This is a genomic window from Citrobacter sp. Cpo045, assembly GCF_030332875.1.
Taxonomy (GTDB): Bacteria; Pseudomonadota; Gammaproteobacteria; order Enterobacterales; family Enterobacteriaceae; genus Citrobacter; species Citrobacter portucalensis.
Genome location: NZ_JAOWGZ010000086.1, coordinates 60004 through 75759, shown reverse-complemented (window position 1 = coordinate 75759; position 15756 = coordinate 60004). Strand labels below are relative to the sequence as shown.

Here is a 15756-nt window from a genome sequence, read left to right as displayed (position 1 = left end):
AATGCGGAGGTTATCGGTGAAATGACCGCGGAGAGGCCATCGTAGGCCTGATAAGCAAAGCGCCATCAGGCAAGCAGGCGCAGATTGCCGGATGTCGCTTTGCTTATCCGGCCTACGGAGAGTTAGCTCCCCGGCTGAATCCATGGCGTACCGAGCGCCGAGCCTTGCACACCGTACTTGTTAAGGTACTTATCCAGTTCGACCATCCCGGTCCAGCGGTTTTCACACCATAGCGGTGCCAACAGCGTTGGGCGGCGCGCGCTGGCGGAAATTCGATGATAAATCACCTCTGGCGGCGTATGACGGATCATCTCCCCGGCGGTAACCGTATAGTCGTCCAGTTCAATTCCGTTCAGCCGCCCGGCTTCCCAGGCTTTCGCCATCGTACTGCCTTTCACAATATGCAGCGGGTGCAGCTTAATACCGTCAACACCCGTCTCCACTACACGTTCCATGGTTTGCAGGCATTCTGCCTGCCCTTCTCCCGGCAGACCGACAATCAGGTGCGAGCACACTTTCAGCCCACGCTCGCGTGCCAGTCGCGTAGTGCGTTGGTAGCAGGCAAAATCATGGCCGCGGTTAATACGATGCAGGGTTTTGTCATGCGCGGTTTGCAAACCGAGTTCCAGCCATACCTCATAGCCGAGGTCTTTATACTCGCAAAGCAGATCGAGTACCGCATCCGGCACGCAGTCGGGGCGCGTCCCAACGCATAACCCGACGATACTGGCCTGGCTAACCGCCTGCTGATACATCGAACGCAGCACCTGCACTTCAGCAAAGGTGCTGGTATAGGCCTGGAAATAGGCCAGATAGCGTTTCGCGCGATTGACCAGATGCGCCTGATGCTCAAGCTGCTCGGCAATAGAATGGTGCTGCTGTGCTTCATCGGCAAACGAGGCGACATTGCAGAAAGTACACCCGCCACGTCCGATGGTGCCATCACGATTTGGACAGCTAAAGCCGCCGTGAAGCGTGAGTTTATGAACCTTTTGCCCGTAACGGCGAGAAAGATCCCCACCAAACATATTGACTAATTTCTGTAACTGCATAATCTGGTAGACCGCGCCTTGAAAAGAGGCCAAAGCCTGCCATTTTTTGCCCCAGTCGGCGATGACCTGGATCAATCGCCCTGGCGTGCCTTTATTTATTGCATAACAAATCAAAATAATCGAAATTTCATTCATTCAAAATGAAATTACTTTTCCTTATATCCGACTGTTTTTTTTATCTTCTTATACTCTCAGCATAAAAACAGTATCTTTAAGACGCCAAAACTCTAAAAACCAGCATAAAATGCCAAGCATAGCGATAAACAAAGGGAGGACGGGGGATATACAGCCTTTCTGACAGTGAGACAGATCACACTTCGCTCCCCATCCCCCTTGCGTTAAATCAATGTAAAAAAGCCTTAAATTTCAACATATTCATAAAGTTAATCGCCCTATAGCACATTTTTGCATAAATAAGATTGCCATTTGACCTGTGTGTGGATTCCCGATAACGTGGAAATCCGCTGGAAGCTTTCTGGATGAGCAGCCTGCTCATCATATTTATGCAGTAATTGAGATTCCCTCTGAAGCAAGTCCTCAAACTTGTTTGACCTATGCGAAAAGGATAAAGAGGGCGAATGCGAGGTAAGCGTATGACACGCAAACCCCGTCGCCATGCTCTTGGTGTGCCCGTGCGCAACGGTCCAGATGGGAATCCCGCAGAGCCTGGGGAGGTTCACTGATATGTTGTACGATAAATCCCTTGAGAGGGATAACTGTGGTTTCGGCCTGATCGCCCACATAGAAGGCGAACCTAGCCACAAGGTAGTGCGTACCGCCATACACGCACTGGCCCGCATGCAGCACCGTGGCGCAATTCTAGCCGATGGTAAAACCGGCGATGGTTGCGGTTTGCTGTTACAAAAACCTGACCGCTTTTTCCGCATCGTGGCGCAAGAGCGCGGCTGGCGTTTAGCTAAAAACTATGCCGTCGGCATGATCTTTTTAAATAAAGACGCTGAACTGGCTGCGGCTTCTCGTCGCATTGTCGAAGAAGAATTACAGCAGGAGACCCTGTCGATTGTCGGCTGGCGCGACGTGCCGACCAACGAAGGTGTTCTCGGTGAAATCGCCCTCTCCTCCCTGCCTCGTATCGAGCAAATTTTTGTCAACGCCCCTGCGGGCTGGCGTCCGCGTGATATGGAGCGCCGCCTGTTCATCGCGCGCCGTCGCATCGAAAAACGCCTCCAGGACGATAAAGACTTCTACGTGTGTAGCTTGTCGAACCTGGTCAATATCTATAAAGGTCTGTGTATGCCGGCGGATCTGCCGCGCTTTTACCTGGACCTGGCGGACCTGCGTCTGGAATCGGCCATCTGCCTGTTCCACCAGCGCTTCTCCACCAATACCGTACCGCGCTGGCCGCTGGCCCAACCGTTCCGCTACCTGGCGCATAACGGTGAAATCAACACCATCACCGGCAACCGCCAGTGGGCACGCGCACGTACCTATAAATTCCAGACACCGCTGATCCCTGACCTGCACGACGCCGCACCGTTCGTTAACGAAACCGGCTCCGACTCCAGCTCAATGGATAACATGCTGGAACTGCTGCTGGCTGGCGGGATGGACATTATCCGCGCCATGCGTTTACTGGTGCCGCCGGCCTGGCAGAACAACCCGGATATGGACCCGGAGCTGCGCGCGTTCTTTGACTTTAACTCCATGCACATGGAGCCGTGGGATGGCCCAGCGGGCATTGTTATGTCCGACGGCCGCTTTGCCGCCTGTAACCTTGACCGTAACGGCCTGCGTCCGGCGCGCTACGTCATCACCAAAGACAAGCTGATTACCTGCGCTTCTGAAGTTGGGATCTGGGATTATCAGCCGGATGAAGTCGTCGAGAAAGGTCGCGTCGGCCCTGGCGAGCTGATGGTTATCGATACCCGCAGCGGGCGCATTCTGCACTCCGTCGAAACCGATGACGATCTGAAAAGCCGCCATCCGTACAAAGAGTGGATGGAGAAGAACGTCCGCCGTCTGGTGCCGTTCGAAGACCTCGCAGACGATCAGGTCGGCAGCCGCGAACTGGACGATGACACGCTCGCCAGCTATCAGAAACAGTTTAACTACAGCGCCGAAGAGCTGGATTCCGTGATCCGCGTGCTCGGTGAAAACGGTCAGGAAGCGGTCGGCTCAATGGGTGATGATACCCCGTTTGCGGTGCTCTCAAGCCAGCCACGCATCATTTATGACTACTTCCGCCAGCAGTTCGCGCAGGTGACTAACCCGCCGATCGACCCGCTGCGTGAAGCGCACGTTATGTCGCTGGCCACCAGCATCGGTCGTGAGATGAACGTCTTCTGCGAAGCCGAAGGTCAGGCACACCGCCTGAGCTTTAAATCGCCGATCCTGCTGTACTCCGATTTTACCCAGCTCACCACCATGAAAGAGGAGCATTACCGCGCCGACCGCCTGGATATCACCTTCGACGTGACCGAAACCACGCTCGAAGAGACCGTCAAAGCATTGTGCGATAAGGCGGAACAGATGGTGCGTAACGGTACGGTGCTGCTGGTGCTCTCTGACCGTAACATCGCGAAAAACCGCCTGCCGGTTCCGGCACCGATGGCCGTGGGCGCAGTGCAAACGCGTCTGGTAGAACAAAGTCTGCGTTGCGACGCCAACATCATCGTTGAAACCGCCAGCGCCCGCGACCCGCACCATTTTGCTGTCCTGCTCGGCTTTGGCGCGACGGCCATTTACCCGTATCTCGCGTATGAAACGCTGGGACGGCTGATCGACACTCAGGCGATTGCCAAAGATTACCGGACCGTGATGCTGAACTACCGTAACGGCATCAACAAAGGTCTGTACAAAATCATGTCCAAAATGGGCATTTCGACCATCGCCTCTTACCGCTGCTCGAAGCTGTTTGAAGCGGTTGGTCTGCACGATGATGTCGTGGCGCTGTGCTTCCAGGGCGTGGTCAGCCGCATCAGCGGCGCAGGGTTTAGCGACTTCCAGCAGGATCTGCTGAACCTCTCCAAACATGCATGGCTGGCACGTAAACCTATCAGCCAGGGCGGTTTGCTCAAATACGTCCACGGCGGCGAATACCATGCCTACAACCCGGACGTGGTGCGCACGCTGCAACAGGCGGTACAAAGCGGCGAGTACAGCGACTATCAGGAATATGCCAAGCTGGTCAATGAGCGTCCGGCGGCCACGCTGCGCGATCTGCTGGCGATTACGCCTGGCGATGAAGCCGTAAGCATTAGCGAAGTAGAACCCGCGACCGAACTGTTTAAACGCTTTGATACCGCAGCTATGTCCATCGGCGCATTAAGCCCCGAAGCACACGAAGCGCTGGCCGAAGCCATGAACAGCATCGGCGGCAACTCGAACTCCGGTGAAGGCGGTGAAGACCCGGCGCGCTATGGCACCAATAAAGTGTCGCGCATTAAGCAGGTTGCTTCCGGTCGCTTTGGCGTAACCCCGGCGTATCTGGTCAACGCCGATGTCATCCAGATTAAAGTCGCTCAGGGCGCGAAACCTGGCGAAGGCGGTCAGTTACCGGGTGATAAAGTCACCCCGTACATCGCCAAACTGCGCTATTCGGTGCCGGGCGTGACGCTGATCTCCCCGCCGCCGCACCACGATATTTACTCTATCGAAGACTTAGCGCAGCTGATTTTCGACCTCAAACAGGTCAACCCGAAAGCGATGATCTCCGTGAAGCTGGTTTCCGAACCAGGCGTTGGCACCATCGCCACAGGCGTGGCGAAAGCCTATGCGGATCTGATCACCATTGCTGGCTACGATGGCGGTACCGGCGCAAGCCCGCTCTCCTCGGTGAAATATGCGGGCTGCCCGTGGGAACTTGGTCTGGTGGAAACCCAGCAGGCGCTGGTCGCTAACGGTCTGCGTCACAAGATTCGTCTGCAGGTTGATGGCGGTCTGAAAACCGGTGTCGATATCATTAAAGCGGCGATTCTGGGTGCGGAAAGCTTCGGCTTCGGTACCGGTCCAATGGTGGCGCTGGGCTGTAAATACCTGCGTATTTGCCACCTGAACAACTGCGCAACCGGCGTGGCGACTCAGGATGACAAACTGCGTAAGAACCACTATCACGGCCTGCCGTTCAAAGTGACTAACTACTTTGAATTTATCGCCCGCGAAGTCCGTGAGCTGATGGCGCAACTGGGTGTGAAGCGTCTGGTGGATCTGATTGGTCGTACCGACCTGCTCAAAGAGCTGGAAGGGTTTACCGCCAAGCAACAGAAACTGGAACTGTCTCGTCTGCTGGAAATCGCAGAACCGCATCCGGGTAAAGCGCTGCATTGCACCGAGAACAACCCGCCGTTTGATAACGGCGTGCTGAACGCTCAGTTGTTACAGCAAGCGAAACCGTTTGTCGACGAGCGCCAGAGCAAAACCTTCTGGTTCGATATCCGCAACACCGACCGTTCTGTTGGCGCGTCGCTGTCGGGCTATATCGCGCAAACGCATGGCGATCAGGGGCTGGCGTCTGACCCAATCAAAGCGCACTTCAGCGGTACCGCAGGCCAGAGCTTCGGCGTGTGGAACGCGGGCGGCGTGGAGTTGTATCTGACCGGTGATGCCAACGACTATGTCGGTAAAGGTATGGCGGGCGGTCTGCTGGCAGTGCGTCCTCCGGTTGGCTCTGCTTTCCGTAGCCATGAGGCGAGCATCATTGGTAACACCTGTCTGTATGGCGCCACCGGTGGCCGCCTGTTTGCCGCGGGTCGTGCGGGTGAGCGCTTTGCAGTACGTAACTCCGGCGCAATCACCGTGGTTGAAGGTATTGGCGACAACGGCTGCGAATATATGACCGGCGGCATCGTCTGTATTCTCGGAAAAACGGGCGTCAACTTCGGAGCGGGTATGACGGGTGGATTCGCCTACGTGCTCGACGAAGACGGTGAGTTCCGCAAACGCGTGAACCCGGAACTGGTAGAAGTGCTGAACGTGGACTCGCTGGCTATCCACGAGGAACACCTGCGCGGTTTGATTACCGAGCACGTACAGCATACCGGCTCTTCACACGGCGAAGAGATCCTGGCTAACTGGCCAGCATTCTCGGCGAAATTCGCGCTGGTAAAACCAAAATCCAGTGATGTGAAAGCACTGTTGGGTCACCGTAGTCGTAGCGCAGCAGAGCTGCGTGTGCAGGCGCAGTAAGGGGTAGCAGCAATGAGTCAGAACGTATACCAATTTATCGACCTGCAGCGCGTTGATCCGCCTAAGAAGCCGCTGAAGATCCGTAAGATCGAGTTTATCGAGATCTACGAGCCGTTTTCCGAAGGCCAGGCCAAAGCACAGGCAGACCGCTGCCTGTCCTGCGGTAACCCGTACTGCGAGTGGAAGTGTCCGGTGCATAACTACATCCCGAACTGGCTGAAACTGGCGAACGAGGGGCGTATTTTTGAAGCAGCAGAACTGTCGCACCAGACCAACACTCTGCCGGAAGTCTGTGGCCGCGTGTGCCCGCAGGATCGTCTGTGTGAAGGATCCTGTACGCTGAACGATGAGTTCGGCGCGGTGACTATCGGTAACATCGAGCGCTATATCAACGATAAAGCATTCGAAATGGGCTGGCGCCCGGATATGACCGGCGTGCGTCAAACCGACAAGCGCGTGGCGATCATCGGTGCCGGTCCGGCAGGCCTGGCCTGTGCTGATGTGCTGACCCGCAACGGCGTGAAGGCGGTGGTATTTGACCGCCACCCGGAAATCGGCGGTCTGCTGACCTTCGGTATTCCAGCCTTCAAACTGGAAAAAGAGGTGATGACCCGCCGTCGTGAAATCTTCACCGATATGGGCATTGAGTTCAAATTGAACGTGGAAGTGGGCCGCGATGTACAGCTTGACGATCTGCTGAAAGATTATGACGCCGTGTTCCTTGGCGTAGGTACCTATCAGTCGATGCGCGGTGGGCTGGAAAACGAAGACGCTTCCGGTGTGTTTGATGCCCTGCCGTTCCTGATCGCCAATACCAAACAGTTGATGGGCTTTGGCGAAAGCAGCGACGAGCCGTACATCAGCATGGAAGGCAAACGCGTCGTCGTTCTCGGCGGTGGCGATACCGCGATGGACTGCGTGCGGACCTCGGTTCGCCAGAACGCAGCACATGTCATCTGCGCTTATCGTCGTGACGAAGAGAACATGCCGGGTTCCAAACGCGAAGTGAAAAATGCGCGTGAAGAAGGCGTCGAATTCCAGTTCAACGTCCAGCCTTTAGGCGTGGAAGTGAACGCCAACGGTAAGGTATGCGGTGTGAAAATGGCGCGTACCGAAATGGGTGAACCGGATGCGAAGGGCCGTCGCCGTGCGGAGATCGTCGCCGGTTCCGAACACGTTGTTCCGGCAGATGCGGTGGTACTGGCATTTGGCTTCCGTCCGCACAGTATGGAGTGGCTGGCAAAACACAGCGTCGAACTGGATTCTCAGGGCCGCATTATTGCTCCAGAGCGCAGCGACAACGCCTTCCAGACCAGCAACCCGAAAATCTTCGCCGGTGGCGACATCGTGCGCGGTTCGGATCTGGTAGTCACCGCGATTGCCGAAGGTCGTAAAGCGGCAGACGGTATCCTGAACTACCTGGAAGTGTAATACAGCCTCTTAAGGCATCTCATCTGCCCTGGTGGGTGAGATGCCAAATTCCTGCCGCAATACCGCCAAACCTGCCGATTAAGCCAGTCTGACAACACGTTTAGTAAACAGGGCAAATAACCTTAACACCCCAAACAGATCAACATCATGAATAATAACCATGTAAAAACCAGACGAAAACGTTTGCTTTACGTTGAGAACTGTATATTATGCGGCGGATTTTTTGGGCAAAATTCATGGAGGCGTTGTGTCGCAAGACAACAATTATAGCCAGGGCCCCGTCCCTCTGGCGGCGCGAAAAGGCGTAGTTCCACTAACATTTGTCATGTTGGGACTCACATTCTTTTCCGCCAGTATGTGGACCGGTGGCACACTCGGTACCGGTCTTTCTTATAATGATTTCTTCCTGGCAGTTCTCTTCGGTAATCTTCTCCTCGGTATTTACACTGCATTTCTCGGTTTTATCGGCGCAAAAACAGGGCTCTCAACCCACCTTCTGGCGCGTTACTCATTTGGTGTGAAAGGTTCATGGCTTCCCTCTCTGCTGTTAGGCGGCACACAGGTAGGCTGGTTTGGCGTTGGTGTGGCCATGTTTGCTATCCCGGTTGGCAAAGCGACGGGAATTGACGTCAATATCCTGATTGCGGTTTCCGGTCTGTTGATGACCCTGACCATCTTTTTTGGCATCTCAGCGCTGACCGTTTTATCAATCATCGCCGTACCTGCCATCGTTGTTCTTGGCAGCTACTCCGTCTGGCTGGCGGTGAGTGATGTCGGCGGTTTGGAGCATTTAAAAGCGATAGTGCCGCAAACGCCGCTGGATTTCTCCACCGCACTGGCGCTGGTAGTCGGCTCGTTTGTCAGCGCAGGGACATTAACCGCTGACTTCGTCCGTTTTGGCCGCAACGCCAAAGGCGCGGTGCTGATCGCCATGGTGGCGTTTTTCCTTGGCAACTCCTTGATGTTCATCTTCGGCGCTGCGGGCGCGGCTGCGGTTGGACAGGCGGATATCTCTGACGTGATGATTGCCCAGGGACTGCTGCTGCCCGCGATCATCGTTCTCGGCCTGAATATCTGGACCACCAACGATAATGCGCTGTACGCATCGGGCCTGGGATTTGCCAATATTACCGGCCTTTCCAGCCGTACGCTGTCGGTGGCTAACGGTATTATTGGCACACTGTGCGCGCTGTGGCTTTACAATAACTTTGTCGGCTGGCTGACATTTCTGTCGGCAGCGATTCCCCCGATTGGCGGGGTGATCATCGCCGACTATCTGCTGAACCATCGCCGCTATGCCGACTTCAGCAAAGCGCAATTTATTTCCGTAAACTGGATAGCGATCCTGTCCGTTGCACTGGGCATTGCCGCAGGCCACTATATTCCCGGCATCGTGCCCGTCAATGCCGTACTCGGCGGCGTATTCAGCTATATCCTGCTGAATCCACTTTTCAATCGCAGCCTTGCTAAATCCCCGGAGGTCAGCCATGCAGAATAATAACATCACCATTCATCAGGCGCGTTTACAGGGACGTGAAGGGTTATGGCAAATCACGATTGAAAACGGGCGCTTTAGCCGTATTGAGCCTCAAGACGCAGCGACGTTACCACAGGGTGAAGTGCTTGATGCTGAAGGCGGTCTGGCTATCCCACCGTTCGTTGAGCCACATATCCATCTGGACACTACGCAAACCGCGGGCGAGCCGAGCTGGAATCAGTCTGGTACGCTGTTTGAGGGCATTGAACGCTGGGCTGAACGTAAGGCAATGCTCACTCACGAAGACGTCAAAGCGCGCGCCATGCAGACCCTGAAGTGGCAGATGGCCAACGGCATCCAGTATGTCCGTACTCACGTTGACGTTTCCGACCCTACGTTGACGGCGCTAAAAGCCATGCTGGAGGTGAAGCAAGAAGTCGCTCCGTGGGTAGAGCTACAGATTGTCGCGTTCCCGCAAGAAGGCATTCTTTCTTATCCCAACGGTGAAGCGCTCCTGGAGGAAGCCGTGCGTCTGGGCGCCGACGTCATTGGCGCGATCCCGCACTTTGAATTCACGCGTGAATATGGCGTAGAGTCGCTGCATAAGATTTTCGCTCTGGCGCAAAAATACGACAAACTTATCGACGTGCACTGTGACGAAATCGATGATGAGCAATCCCGCTTTGTTGAAACCGTTGCGGCGCTGGCGCATCGCTACAATATGGGCGAGCGCGTGACCGCCAGCCATACCACGGCGATGCATTCCTACAACGGCGCGTATGCTTCCCGTCTTTTCCGCCTGTTGAAAATGTCCGGCATTAACTTTGTCGCAAATCCACTGGTGAATATTCACCTGCAAGGGCGCTTTGACACTTATCCTAAGCGTCGTGGTGTTACGCGCGTCAAAGAGATGCTGGAAGCGGAGATCAACGTCTGCTTCGGTCATGATGACGTCTTCGATCCGTGGTATCCGCTGGGCACTGCGAATATGCTGCAGGTGCTGCATATGGGATTACACGTGTGCCAGCTGATGGGATACGGACAAATTAACGATGGGTTGAACCTGGTCACCACCCACAGCGCGAAAACCCTGCACCTGCAGGACTACGGTCTGAACGTGGGGAATTCTGCGAATCTGGTGATTTTGCCTGCAGAAAATGGGTTTGACGCGGTTCGTCGCCAGACGCCTGCCCGTTATTCCATTCGTCATGGTCGAGTCATTGCCGAGACGGTCCCAAGCCAAACCACTCTGCATCTGACGCAGCCAGAAACGGTGACGTTTAAGCGCTAGGTCGTTACATTCCATGTCGGATGGCGTTAGCCCTGCCATCCGACACAGTCTCTCATTCTCAAGCTTGTAATAAGCTGGCGCGGACTTTGATCACCACCTTTTTGATGTCCATCGGGGTCTGCACCACACAACCCGGTTTATGCGGCTCGCCCGGCATAAAAATCACAAATTTTCCCGGCTTCAGTACCATAGCCTGTTCATCGGCAATCTGGCTGCACAGCTGATAATCATCCTCGATGTGCATCTCTTCGCAGTGACGAGCAGAATCGGTCATCCCGAACAGAATCCGTTCTTCGCCGGACAACAGCATCTGAATATCAATGTACTGCTGATGCAGCTCCGCTTTCTTATGCTCTGGGCTCTGCGTTGTAAATTGCATGACATTCATAAAAATATTCTCGCCCTGCAACGTGTAGCGCCCAGGCGTCTTCTCCTGCGGATTCGCCGCAATGGCAAGCGTTAACGCCTGCTGCAAGACCGGATGTAATCCGGCAGAAGGCAGTGAATTCAACGCATCTGATATCATCATCATTCTCCCTGGGCCAACAGCGCGGCCCCCAGTAATCCAGCGTCATGACGGTAATGCGCCGCCAGCAATTCCACGTGATAGGCCAAAGGCTCTTGTGCCAGATAATGTTCCACCAGCGCCAGATACCCTTCAGCCAGCCCAACGCTACCGCCAATGACCACGCACTGACAATCGGTCGTGGCCTTCACATCGGCAACAAGCCTTGCCAAAGTACGCGCTGAGCGATGGATCAACCGGCTTGCCTGCTCATCCCCCTGCCCGGCACGGCTAAAAATAGTTTTGGCGTCGCATCCGGCAAGCGCGCCTTCGGCAGCCGCCGCTATTCCACGACCGGATGCGATCGCCTCAACGCAGCCCACACGCCCGCAGCCGCAAACAGGCCCATGCGGATCGGCCAGCGTATGTCCCAGATGCCCAGCCAAACCGCCGACTCCAGTCAGCAGTTTCCCACCGCTGACGACTCCCCCGCCAACGCCTGTGGAGACGGTAATAAACACCAGATCGCGGTACTCACCACCAAGCGCATGGTACTCAGCCCACGCCGCTGCCTGTGCGTCATTGACGGCCAGCGTCGGCAGGCCGGTGATTTGTTCCAGCGTTTGTGTCAGCGGAAAATGCATCAATCCGCCGAGGTTATTCGGATTCAGCGCCAGTAAAGCCCCCTCACGGATAATCCCCGTCGAGGCGATCGCCACCCGATTAGCACGCCCCTGTAGCGGGGCAACCAGTGTTTGTAACGCGGCGCGCAGCGCTTGCGGCGTTTTACTGACAGGCGTCGGCAGTTCACGCCGCTCGCGGACTTGCAGATTGTTGTCTATCAGCGCGGCAGCCAATTTGGTGCCGCCAATATCAATCGCCAGTGTGGTCATGACGCCGCCTCATGCATCGTAGTGGCGCTCTGTAGCTCGAAGAACGACATATTCCTTCCCTTACAGCTATTGCCCGGTTCAGCACCGGGCAACTGGATTAACTTTTGGATTTCACCATAGTGCTTTTGTCACCGCCGAACGGCACGGCACCGCTAAACGGTCGACCATCAATGGCATCATGCGTACGCAACGCTTCAGGACGCAGCCAGCGCTGTACACGGGACGGCATATCAAGACCAATCAGCAGGATCACTACAAATGTCAGGCCGAAAGAGAGCGATCCCAGCGCGGTACCCAGATCCAGACGTTGGGCAATCAGCGCGCCGATGATCGGTGCCAGAGCCCCGCCCAGTGCGCCTACGTTATAGGTGAAGCCCAGTCCCGCCGCACGCTGATCGGTATCGAAATAGCCGCCAATCAGTTTTGGTAAGATCCCGGAGATCCCCTGGCCGAGCATTTGTTGGAAAAACAGCAGCAAACCCAGTACCCAGACGTTTGAACCGCCTATCGCAAACACCGGAATAATCAGCAACTGCGAGGCCAGCAGACTGCAGACATAGGCTTTACGCGTGCCCAGCCAGTCACCAAGAAAACCGCCGACGCAACAACCGACCGCCGCACCAAAGCCGCTAAAGAAGAGCACTCTGGCCACCGTGGAAGGATCGTACAGCAGTTCGGTTTTCAGATAGGTTGGCAACAGCGCCTGAATCGGCCACGAGTACAGGAAGGCGAATAGCACGACCACCATCAGCATCACGCCCGTCGGCCAGCGTTTCCCGCTGCTTTGCACCATAAAGCTAATGAAGATAAACGCGCATATCAGTCCAAGAACCGCCACGATAGCCGCATTTTGCAGGTTGCCAGCAAAGCAGAACCACAGCGCAGTTGCAGCGGCGAGCGTCATCAGAATATTAATTACCCGATGCTCGCCCCGGTAGAGAATGTCCACCATCGTGCGTACCGGCGCTTTGCCTTCGTGTTTCTCTTTCCAGTCTTCCGCTTCCGGAATATTTTTACGCAGCCAGAGGGCGAAGATAATTGGCAGGATGCCGATGAAGAACAGCGCGCGCCATCCCCAGACCGGGACCACCAGACTGTAGACCTGGGCGGCGATCACGGCACCAACGGAAAAGCCGGAAATCAGGAAACCACTGGCTTTGTTTCGCAGATGTTTAGGCCAACTTTCAATAACATAGGTTGCGCTGGAACCATACTCACCGGCCATTCCCATACCGATAACCAGGCGGGCGATAAACATGGTGGTGTAGCCCGGCGCAAAGCCGCAGGCCAGCGTTCCCACAGAGAACAGAATGATGCTGGTGACCATTGCCAGGCGGCGTCCGTAACGGTCGCCCATTGCCCCCAGCATTAATCCGCCAAACCAACGGGAGATAAAGGCGGCCGAGATCAGGCTGGCAGCCTGCACCGTCGTCAGTCCGAATTCGCCCTGCACTTCTGTCAGCACCAGGGCGATTAACACAAAATCGAAACCATCAAGCAAATATCCCAGCCAGGCGGCGGAAAATGCCCGCCATTGTGCCCGATTGAGATGGCGATACCACGGGATGCTCTGGGTAGAAGTACTCATTTTACTCTCCCGACGATTTTTGTTGTTGTGCCGGGTAGTGGCTTTGCCCTACCCGGCCTACGGTCGAAAATCCAGGCCGGGCAAGCGAAGCGTCCCCGGCGACCCGTGATTACGCCTTTTCCGCCAGCAGTTGGTTTGCCAGCGCTTTCAGTTCCGGCAGATAGTGTTCATCTACCGGGGCAAAGGGTTTACGGCACAGTGGGACAGAAACCACATCCATATAGTGCAGTACCGTTTTCAGGCCGCGGAACACGCCAACCTTAATGAGCAGATCGATAACCTTATTGCACTCAGTTTGCAGCTTTTGCGCCGTGCGGATGTCGCCTTCTTTGAGCGCTTTCACAATTCCCTGATAGCGCCACCCCATGATGTTGTAAGTGCTACCGATACCGCCATCTGCGCCCGCGAGCAGTCCGGAAGCGAAGATCTCGTCATAGCCGTTATAAAGCACCAGATCGGGATGAGCGCGGCGGATCTGTTCCATCTGATAGAGATCGCCGGAAGTTTGTTTCAGCGCGCCAACGCCAGGTAGCGTCACCAGCGTGTTGATCTGATCCAGCGTCAGTTTTACACCGCTCAGCGCCGGGATGTTATAGACCACCATCGGCAATCCATTAGCTGAATCAATAATTGCGCGGTAGTGGTCGCAATGCTCTTCAAAGCTGAACGGATAGTAAAACGGCGTGACGGCCGAAACGGCATCAAAGCCGTAACGATGCGCGGCGCTCGCCAGCTGTTGGCTTTCTTCGGTGCTCACCGTGCCAACATGAGCGATCAGCGTCACCTTGCCTTTCGCTTCTTCAGCCACAATTTCCAGCACCTGCTCTCTTTCAACGCGGTTTTGGACAAAGGCCTCACCCGTTGAGCCACCGACATAGAGCCCATCGACACCCTGACCAATGTTGAAACGCACCAGGCGGCGCAGACTCTCGATGTCCAGTCTCTGTTGGTTATCGAATGGGGTTAACAACGCTGGCATTACGCCTTTTAAATCTCTTGCCATAACGACCTCTGACGATGATTAGTGTTATCTAACTGCATACCTTTATACCTGTTATACCAGATCAAATAAGCAGCAATACAATACAGAACGCTTATAGTGCGATCTACTTCACTAAACACTTCATCCTTCGAGCCGCCTCTGCGTTAGCTGCGTTCGCTCACCCCTGTCACATAGTTATCTATGCTCCAGGGAACTCGCTCTCTTGCCGCCTTGATGCAACTTGAATGATTTTGTGTTTAAACGATCGTCGGGATCGCGATCACTTACGCAACTTTTTACTTTTGCTGAAGGCATGCCAGGTCGCGGAAACGCTATTGAGGTGTTCTTGCAGTGCGCGGTCAGCTTCTTCAGGATCGCGCTGGCGAATTGCGTCGACAATAGCGATATGCTGCTGATAACTCACGTTGTTGTGCTCATACAACTCTTGATCGGCGACGGTCGGACGGGCGGCAATCAGCCAGTCTAACAGCGCAACATGGATAGCCATAAAGATAGGATTGCCCGGGATCTCAGCCAGTACACGGTGAAAATCAACGTCCGAGCGGATGAACAACGCATTGTCATCGAGCGACTGGCTGTTGATCTCCAGTGCTTTAGCCAGTCTGTCGATTTGCTCATCTGTCGCATGTTCGGCGGCGTATCGTACCAGGCTGGATTCAAAGAACAGTCGCAACTGCTCGAAGTGGGCAATGCCGCCGGGATGTGCGAGGAAATCTTTCGCCATACCAGACAGCTCGCTGATGATGGTATCAGCTGAAGGACGCGAAACGCGGGCGCGCTCGCCGTTGTTGATTTGTACCAGACCTTTGCGTTTTAACGCGGCCAGCGCTTCTCGTACAGAAGGACGGCCCACGTTAAAGAAGGCCATCAGCTCCCGCTCAGACGGCAACTGTTCGCCCTCGCCAAATTCCCGACGACGAATCATCTGCTCCAGTTCTTCTTCAACCATTTCAGACAGTTTTTTACGCGCCAACGGGCGATTGCGTAAGCTACGGCCAATGGTGGATGGAGAGTCTTCAGCTTGCGAATCAAATGCGTTCATAGGGTCCATTCAGCTAAGTCGTGGTGACAAACAACAGCGGGTTTATCCTAACACAGGATCGAAAGCAGGGTGAAATGATGGACGATCTGATCCGGCTGGCTTATTGATAATATACGTAACAGCAATATTATTTTAAGCGAGTATCTTCTGCCTCATTTTAATTGAATGGAGTTAAATAGCTTCATGAAAATTATGAATATGAACGTGATAATTTGTCATAACCTTCTATTTTATAACGATAAATAATTACATCATCGAATTAAAAATAAGATATTCACTCCATAAAAAATGCCCAGAAAAATATAACATCCGTTTTGACAACAGCGTTA

Annotated in this window: 10 protein-coding genes; 4 read left to right on the top strand and 6 right to left on the bottom strand. The window is 54.7% G+C overall.

The window, feature by feature from the left end; translation table 11 throughout:
* Positions 1–122: 122 nt before the first annotated feature.
* Entirely contained in the window at positions 123–1052 is a 930-nt protein-coding gene (gene mnmL / locus OGY13_RS06900; protein WP_213752434.1) for a tRNA modification radical SAM protein MnmL/YtqA, read from the bottom strand.
* Positions 1053–1736: 684 nt separating this feature from the next.
* Here mnmL and gltB point away from each other — a divergent pair.
* The 4 genes from gltB to OGY13_RS06880 all read left to right on the top strand — a co-directional run bounded on the left by gltB (position 1737) and on the right by OGY13_RS06880 (position 10396).
* Positions 1737–6197, top strand: a complete 4461-nt coding sequence (gltB, locus tag OGY13_RS06895) for a glutamate synthase large subunit (RefSeq protein WP_213752421.1) — start codon at positions 1737–1739, stop codon at positions 6195–6197.
* A 12-nt stretch (positions 6198–6209) separates the two neighbouring features.
* Positions 6210–7628, top strand: coding sequence for a glutamate synthase small subunit (locus OGY13_RS06890; protein WP_032945128.1), 1419 nt, complete (start codon positions 6210–6212; stop codon positions 7626–7628).
* A 247-nt stretch (positions 7629–7875) separates the two neighbouring features.
* Positions 7876–9126, top strand: a complete 1251-nt coding sequence (gene codB, locus OGY13_RS06885; protein ID WP_032945130.1) for a cytosine permease — start codon at positions 7876–7878, stop codon at positions 9124–9126.
* On the top strand, positions 9116–10396 hold the full coding sequence (locus tag OGY13_RS06880; protein WP_032945132.1) for a cytosine deaminase: 1281 nt from the start codon (positions 9116–9118) through the stop codon (positions 10394–10396). Before codB ends, OGY13_RS06880 begins: the two co-directional genes overlap by 11 nt.
* 58 nt (positions 10397–10454) lie before the next feature.
* On the opposite strand, the gene nanQ is transcribed toward OGY13_RS06880, so the two are convergent.
* The 5 genes from nanQ to nanR all read right to left on the bottom strand — a co-directional run bounded on the left by nanQ (position 10455) and on the right by nanR (position 15436).
* Entirely contained in the window at positions 10455–10922 is a 468-nt protein-coding gene (nanQ, locus tag OGY13_RS06875) for an N-acetylneuraminate anomerase (protein ID WP_057067638.1), read from the bottom strand.
* Positions 10923–10924: 2 nt separating this feature from the next.
* The gene (gene nanK / locus OGY13_RS06870) at positions 10925–11794 is read right to left on the bottom strand and encodes an N-acetylmannosamine kinase (protein ID WP_204192249.1); all 870 of its coding nucleotides are present in this window, start codon (positions 11792–11794) and stop codon (positions 10925–10927) included.
* 97 nt (positions 11795–11891) lie between these two features.
* Positions 11892–13382: a sialic acid transporter NanT gene (nanT, locus tag OGY13_RS06865; protein ID WP_048215451.1), complete on the bottom strand. Its 1491-nt coding sequence runs from the start codon at positions 13380–13382 to the stop codon at positions 11892–11894.
* 109 nt (positions 13383–13491) lie between these two features.
* Complete coding sequence (nanA, locus tag OGY13_RS06860; protein ID WP_079934960.1) at positions 13492–14385, bottom strand: N-acetylneuraminate lyase; 894 nt, start codon at positions 14383–14385, stop codon at positions 13492–13494.
* Positions 14386–14644: 259 nt separating this feature from the next.
* Complete coding sequence (gene nanR, locus OGY13_RS06855; RefSeq protein WP_060683128.1) at positions 14645–15436, bottom strand: transcriptional regulator NanR; 792 nt, start codon at positions 15434–15436, stop codon at positions 14645–14647.
* Positions 15437–15756: the final 320 nt, after the last annotated feature.

Coding starts and splice junctions, on each gene's coding strand:
- mnmL (WP_213752434.1), bottom strand. CDS start 1,052: ATGCAGTTACAGAAATTAGTCAATATGTTTGGTGGGGATCTTTCTCGC.
- gltB (WP_213752421.1), top strand. CDS start 1,737: ATGTTGTACGATAAATCCCTTGAGAGGGATAACTGTGGTTTCGGCCTG.
- OGY13_RS06890 (WP_032945128.1), top strand. CDS start 6,210: ATGAGTCAGAACGTATACCAATTTATCGACCTGCAGCGCGTTGATCCG.
- OGY13_RS06880 (WP_032945132.1), top strand. CDS start 9,116: ATGCAGAATAATAACATCACCATTCATCAGGCGCGTTTACAGGGACGT.
- nanQ (WP_057067638.1), bottom strand. CDS start 10,922: ATGATATCAGATGCGTTGAATTCACTGCCTTCTGCCGGATTACATCCG.
- nanK (WP_204192249.1), bottom strand. CDS start 11,794: ATGACCACACTGGCGATTGATATTGGCGGCACCAAATTGGCTGCCGCG.
- nanT (WP_048215451.1), bottom strand. CDS start 13,382: ATGAGTACTTCTACCCAGAGCATCCCGTGGTATCGCCATCTCAATCGG.
- nanA (WP_079934960.1), bottom strand. CDS start 14,385: ATGGCAAGAGATTTAAAAGGCGTAATGCCAGCGTTGTTAACCCCATTC.
- nanR (WP_060683128.1), bottom strand. CDS start 15,436: ATGGACCCTATGAACGCATTTGATTCGCAAGCTGAAGACTCTCCATCC.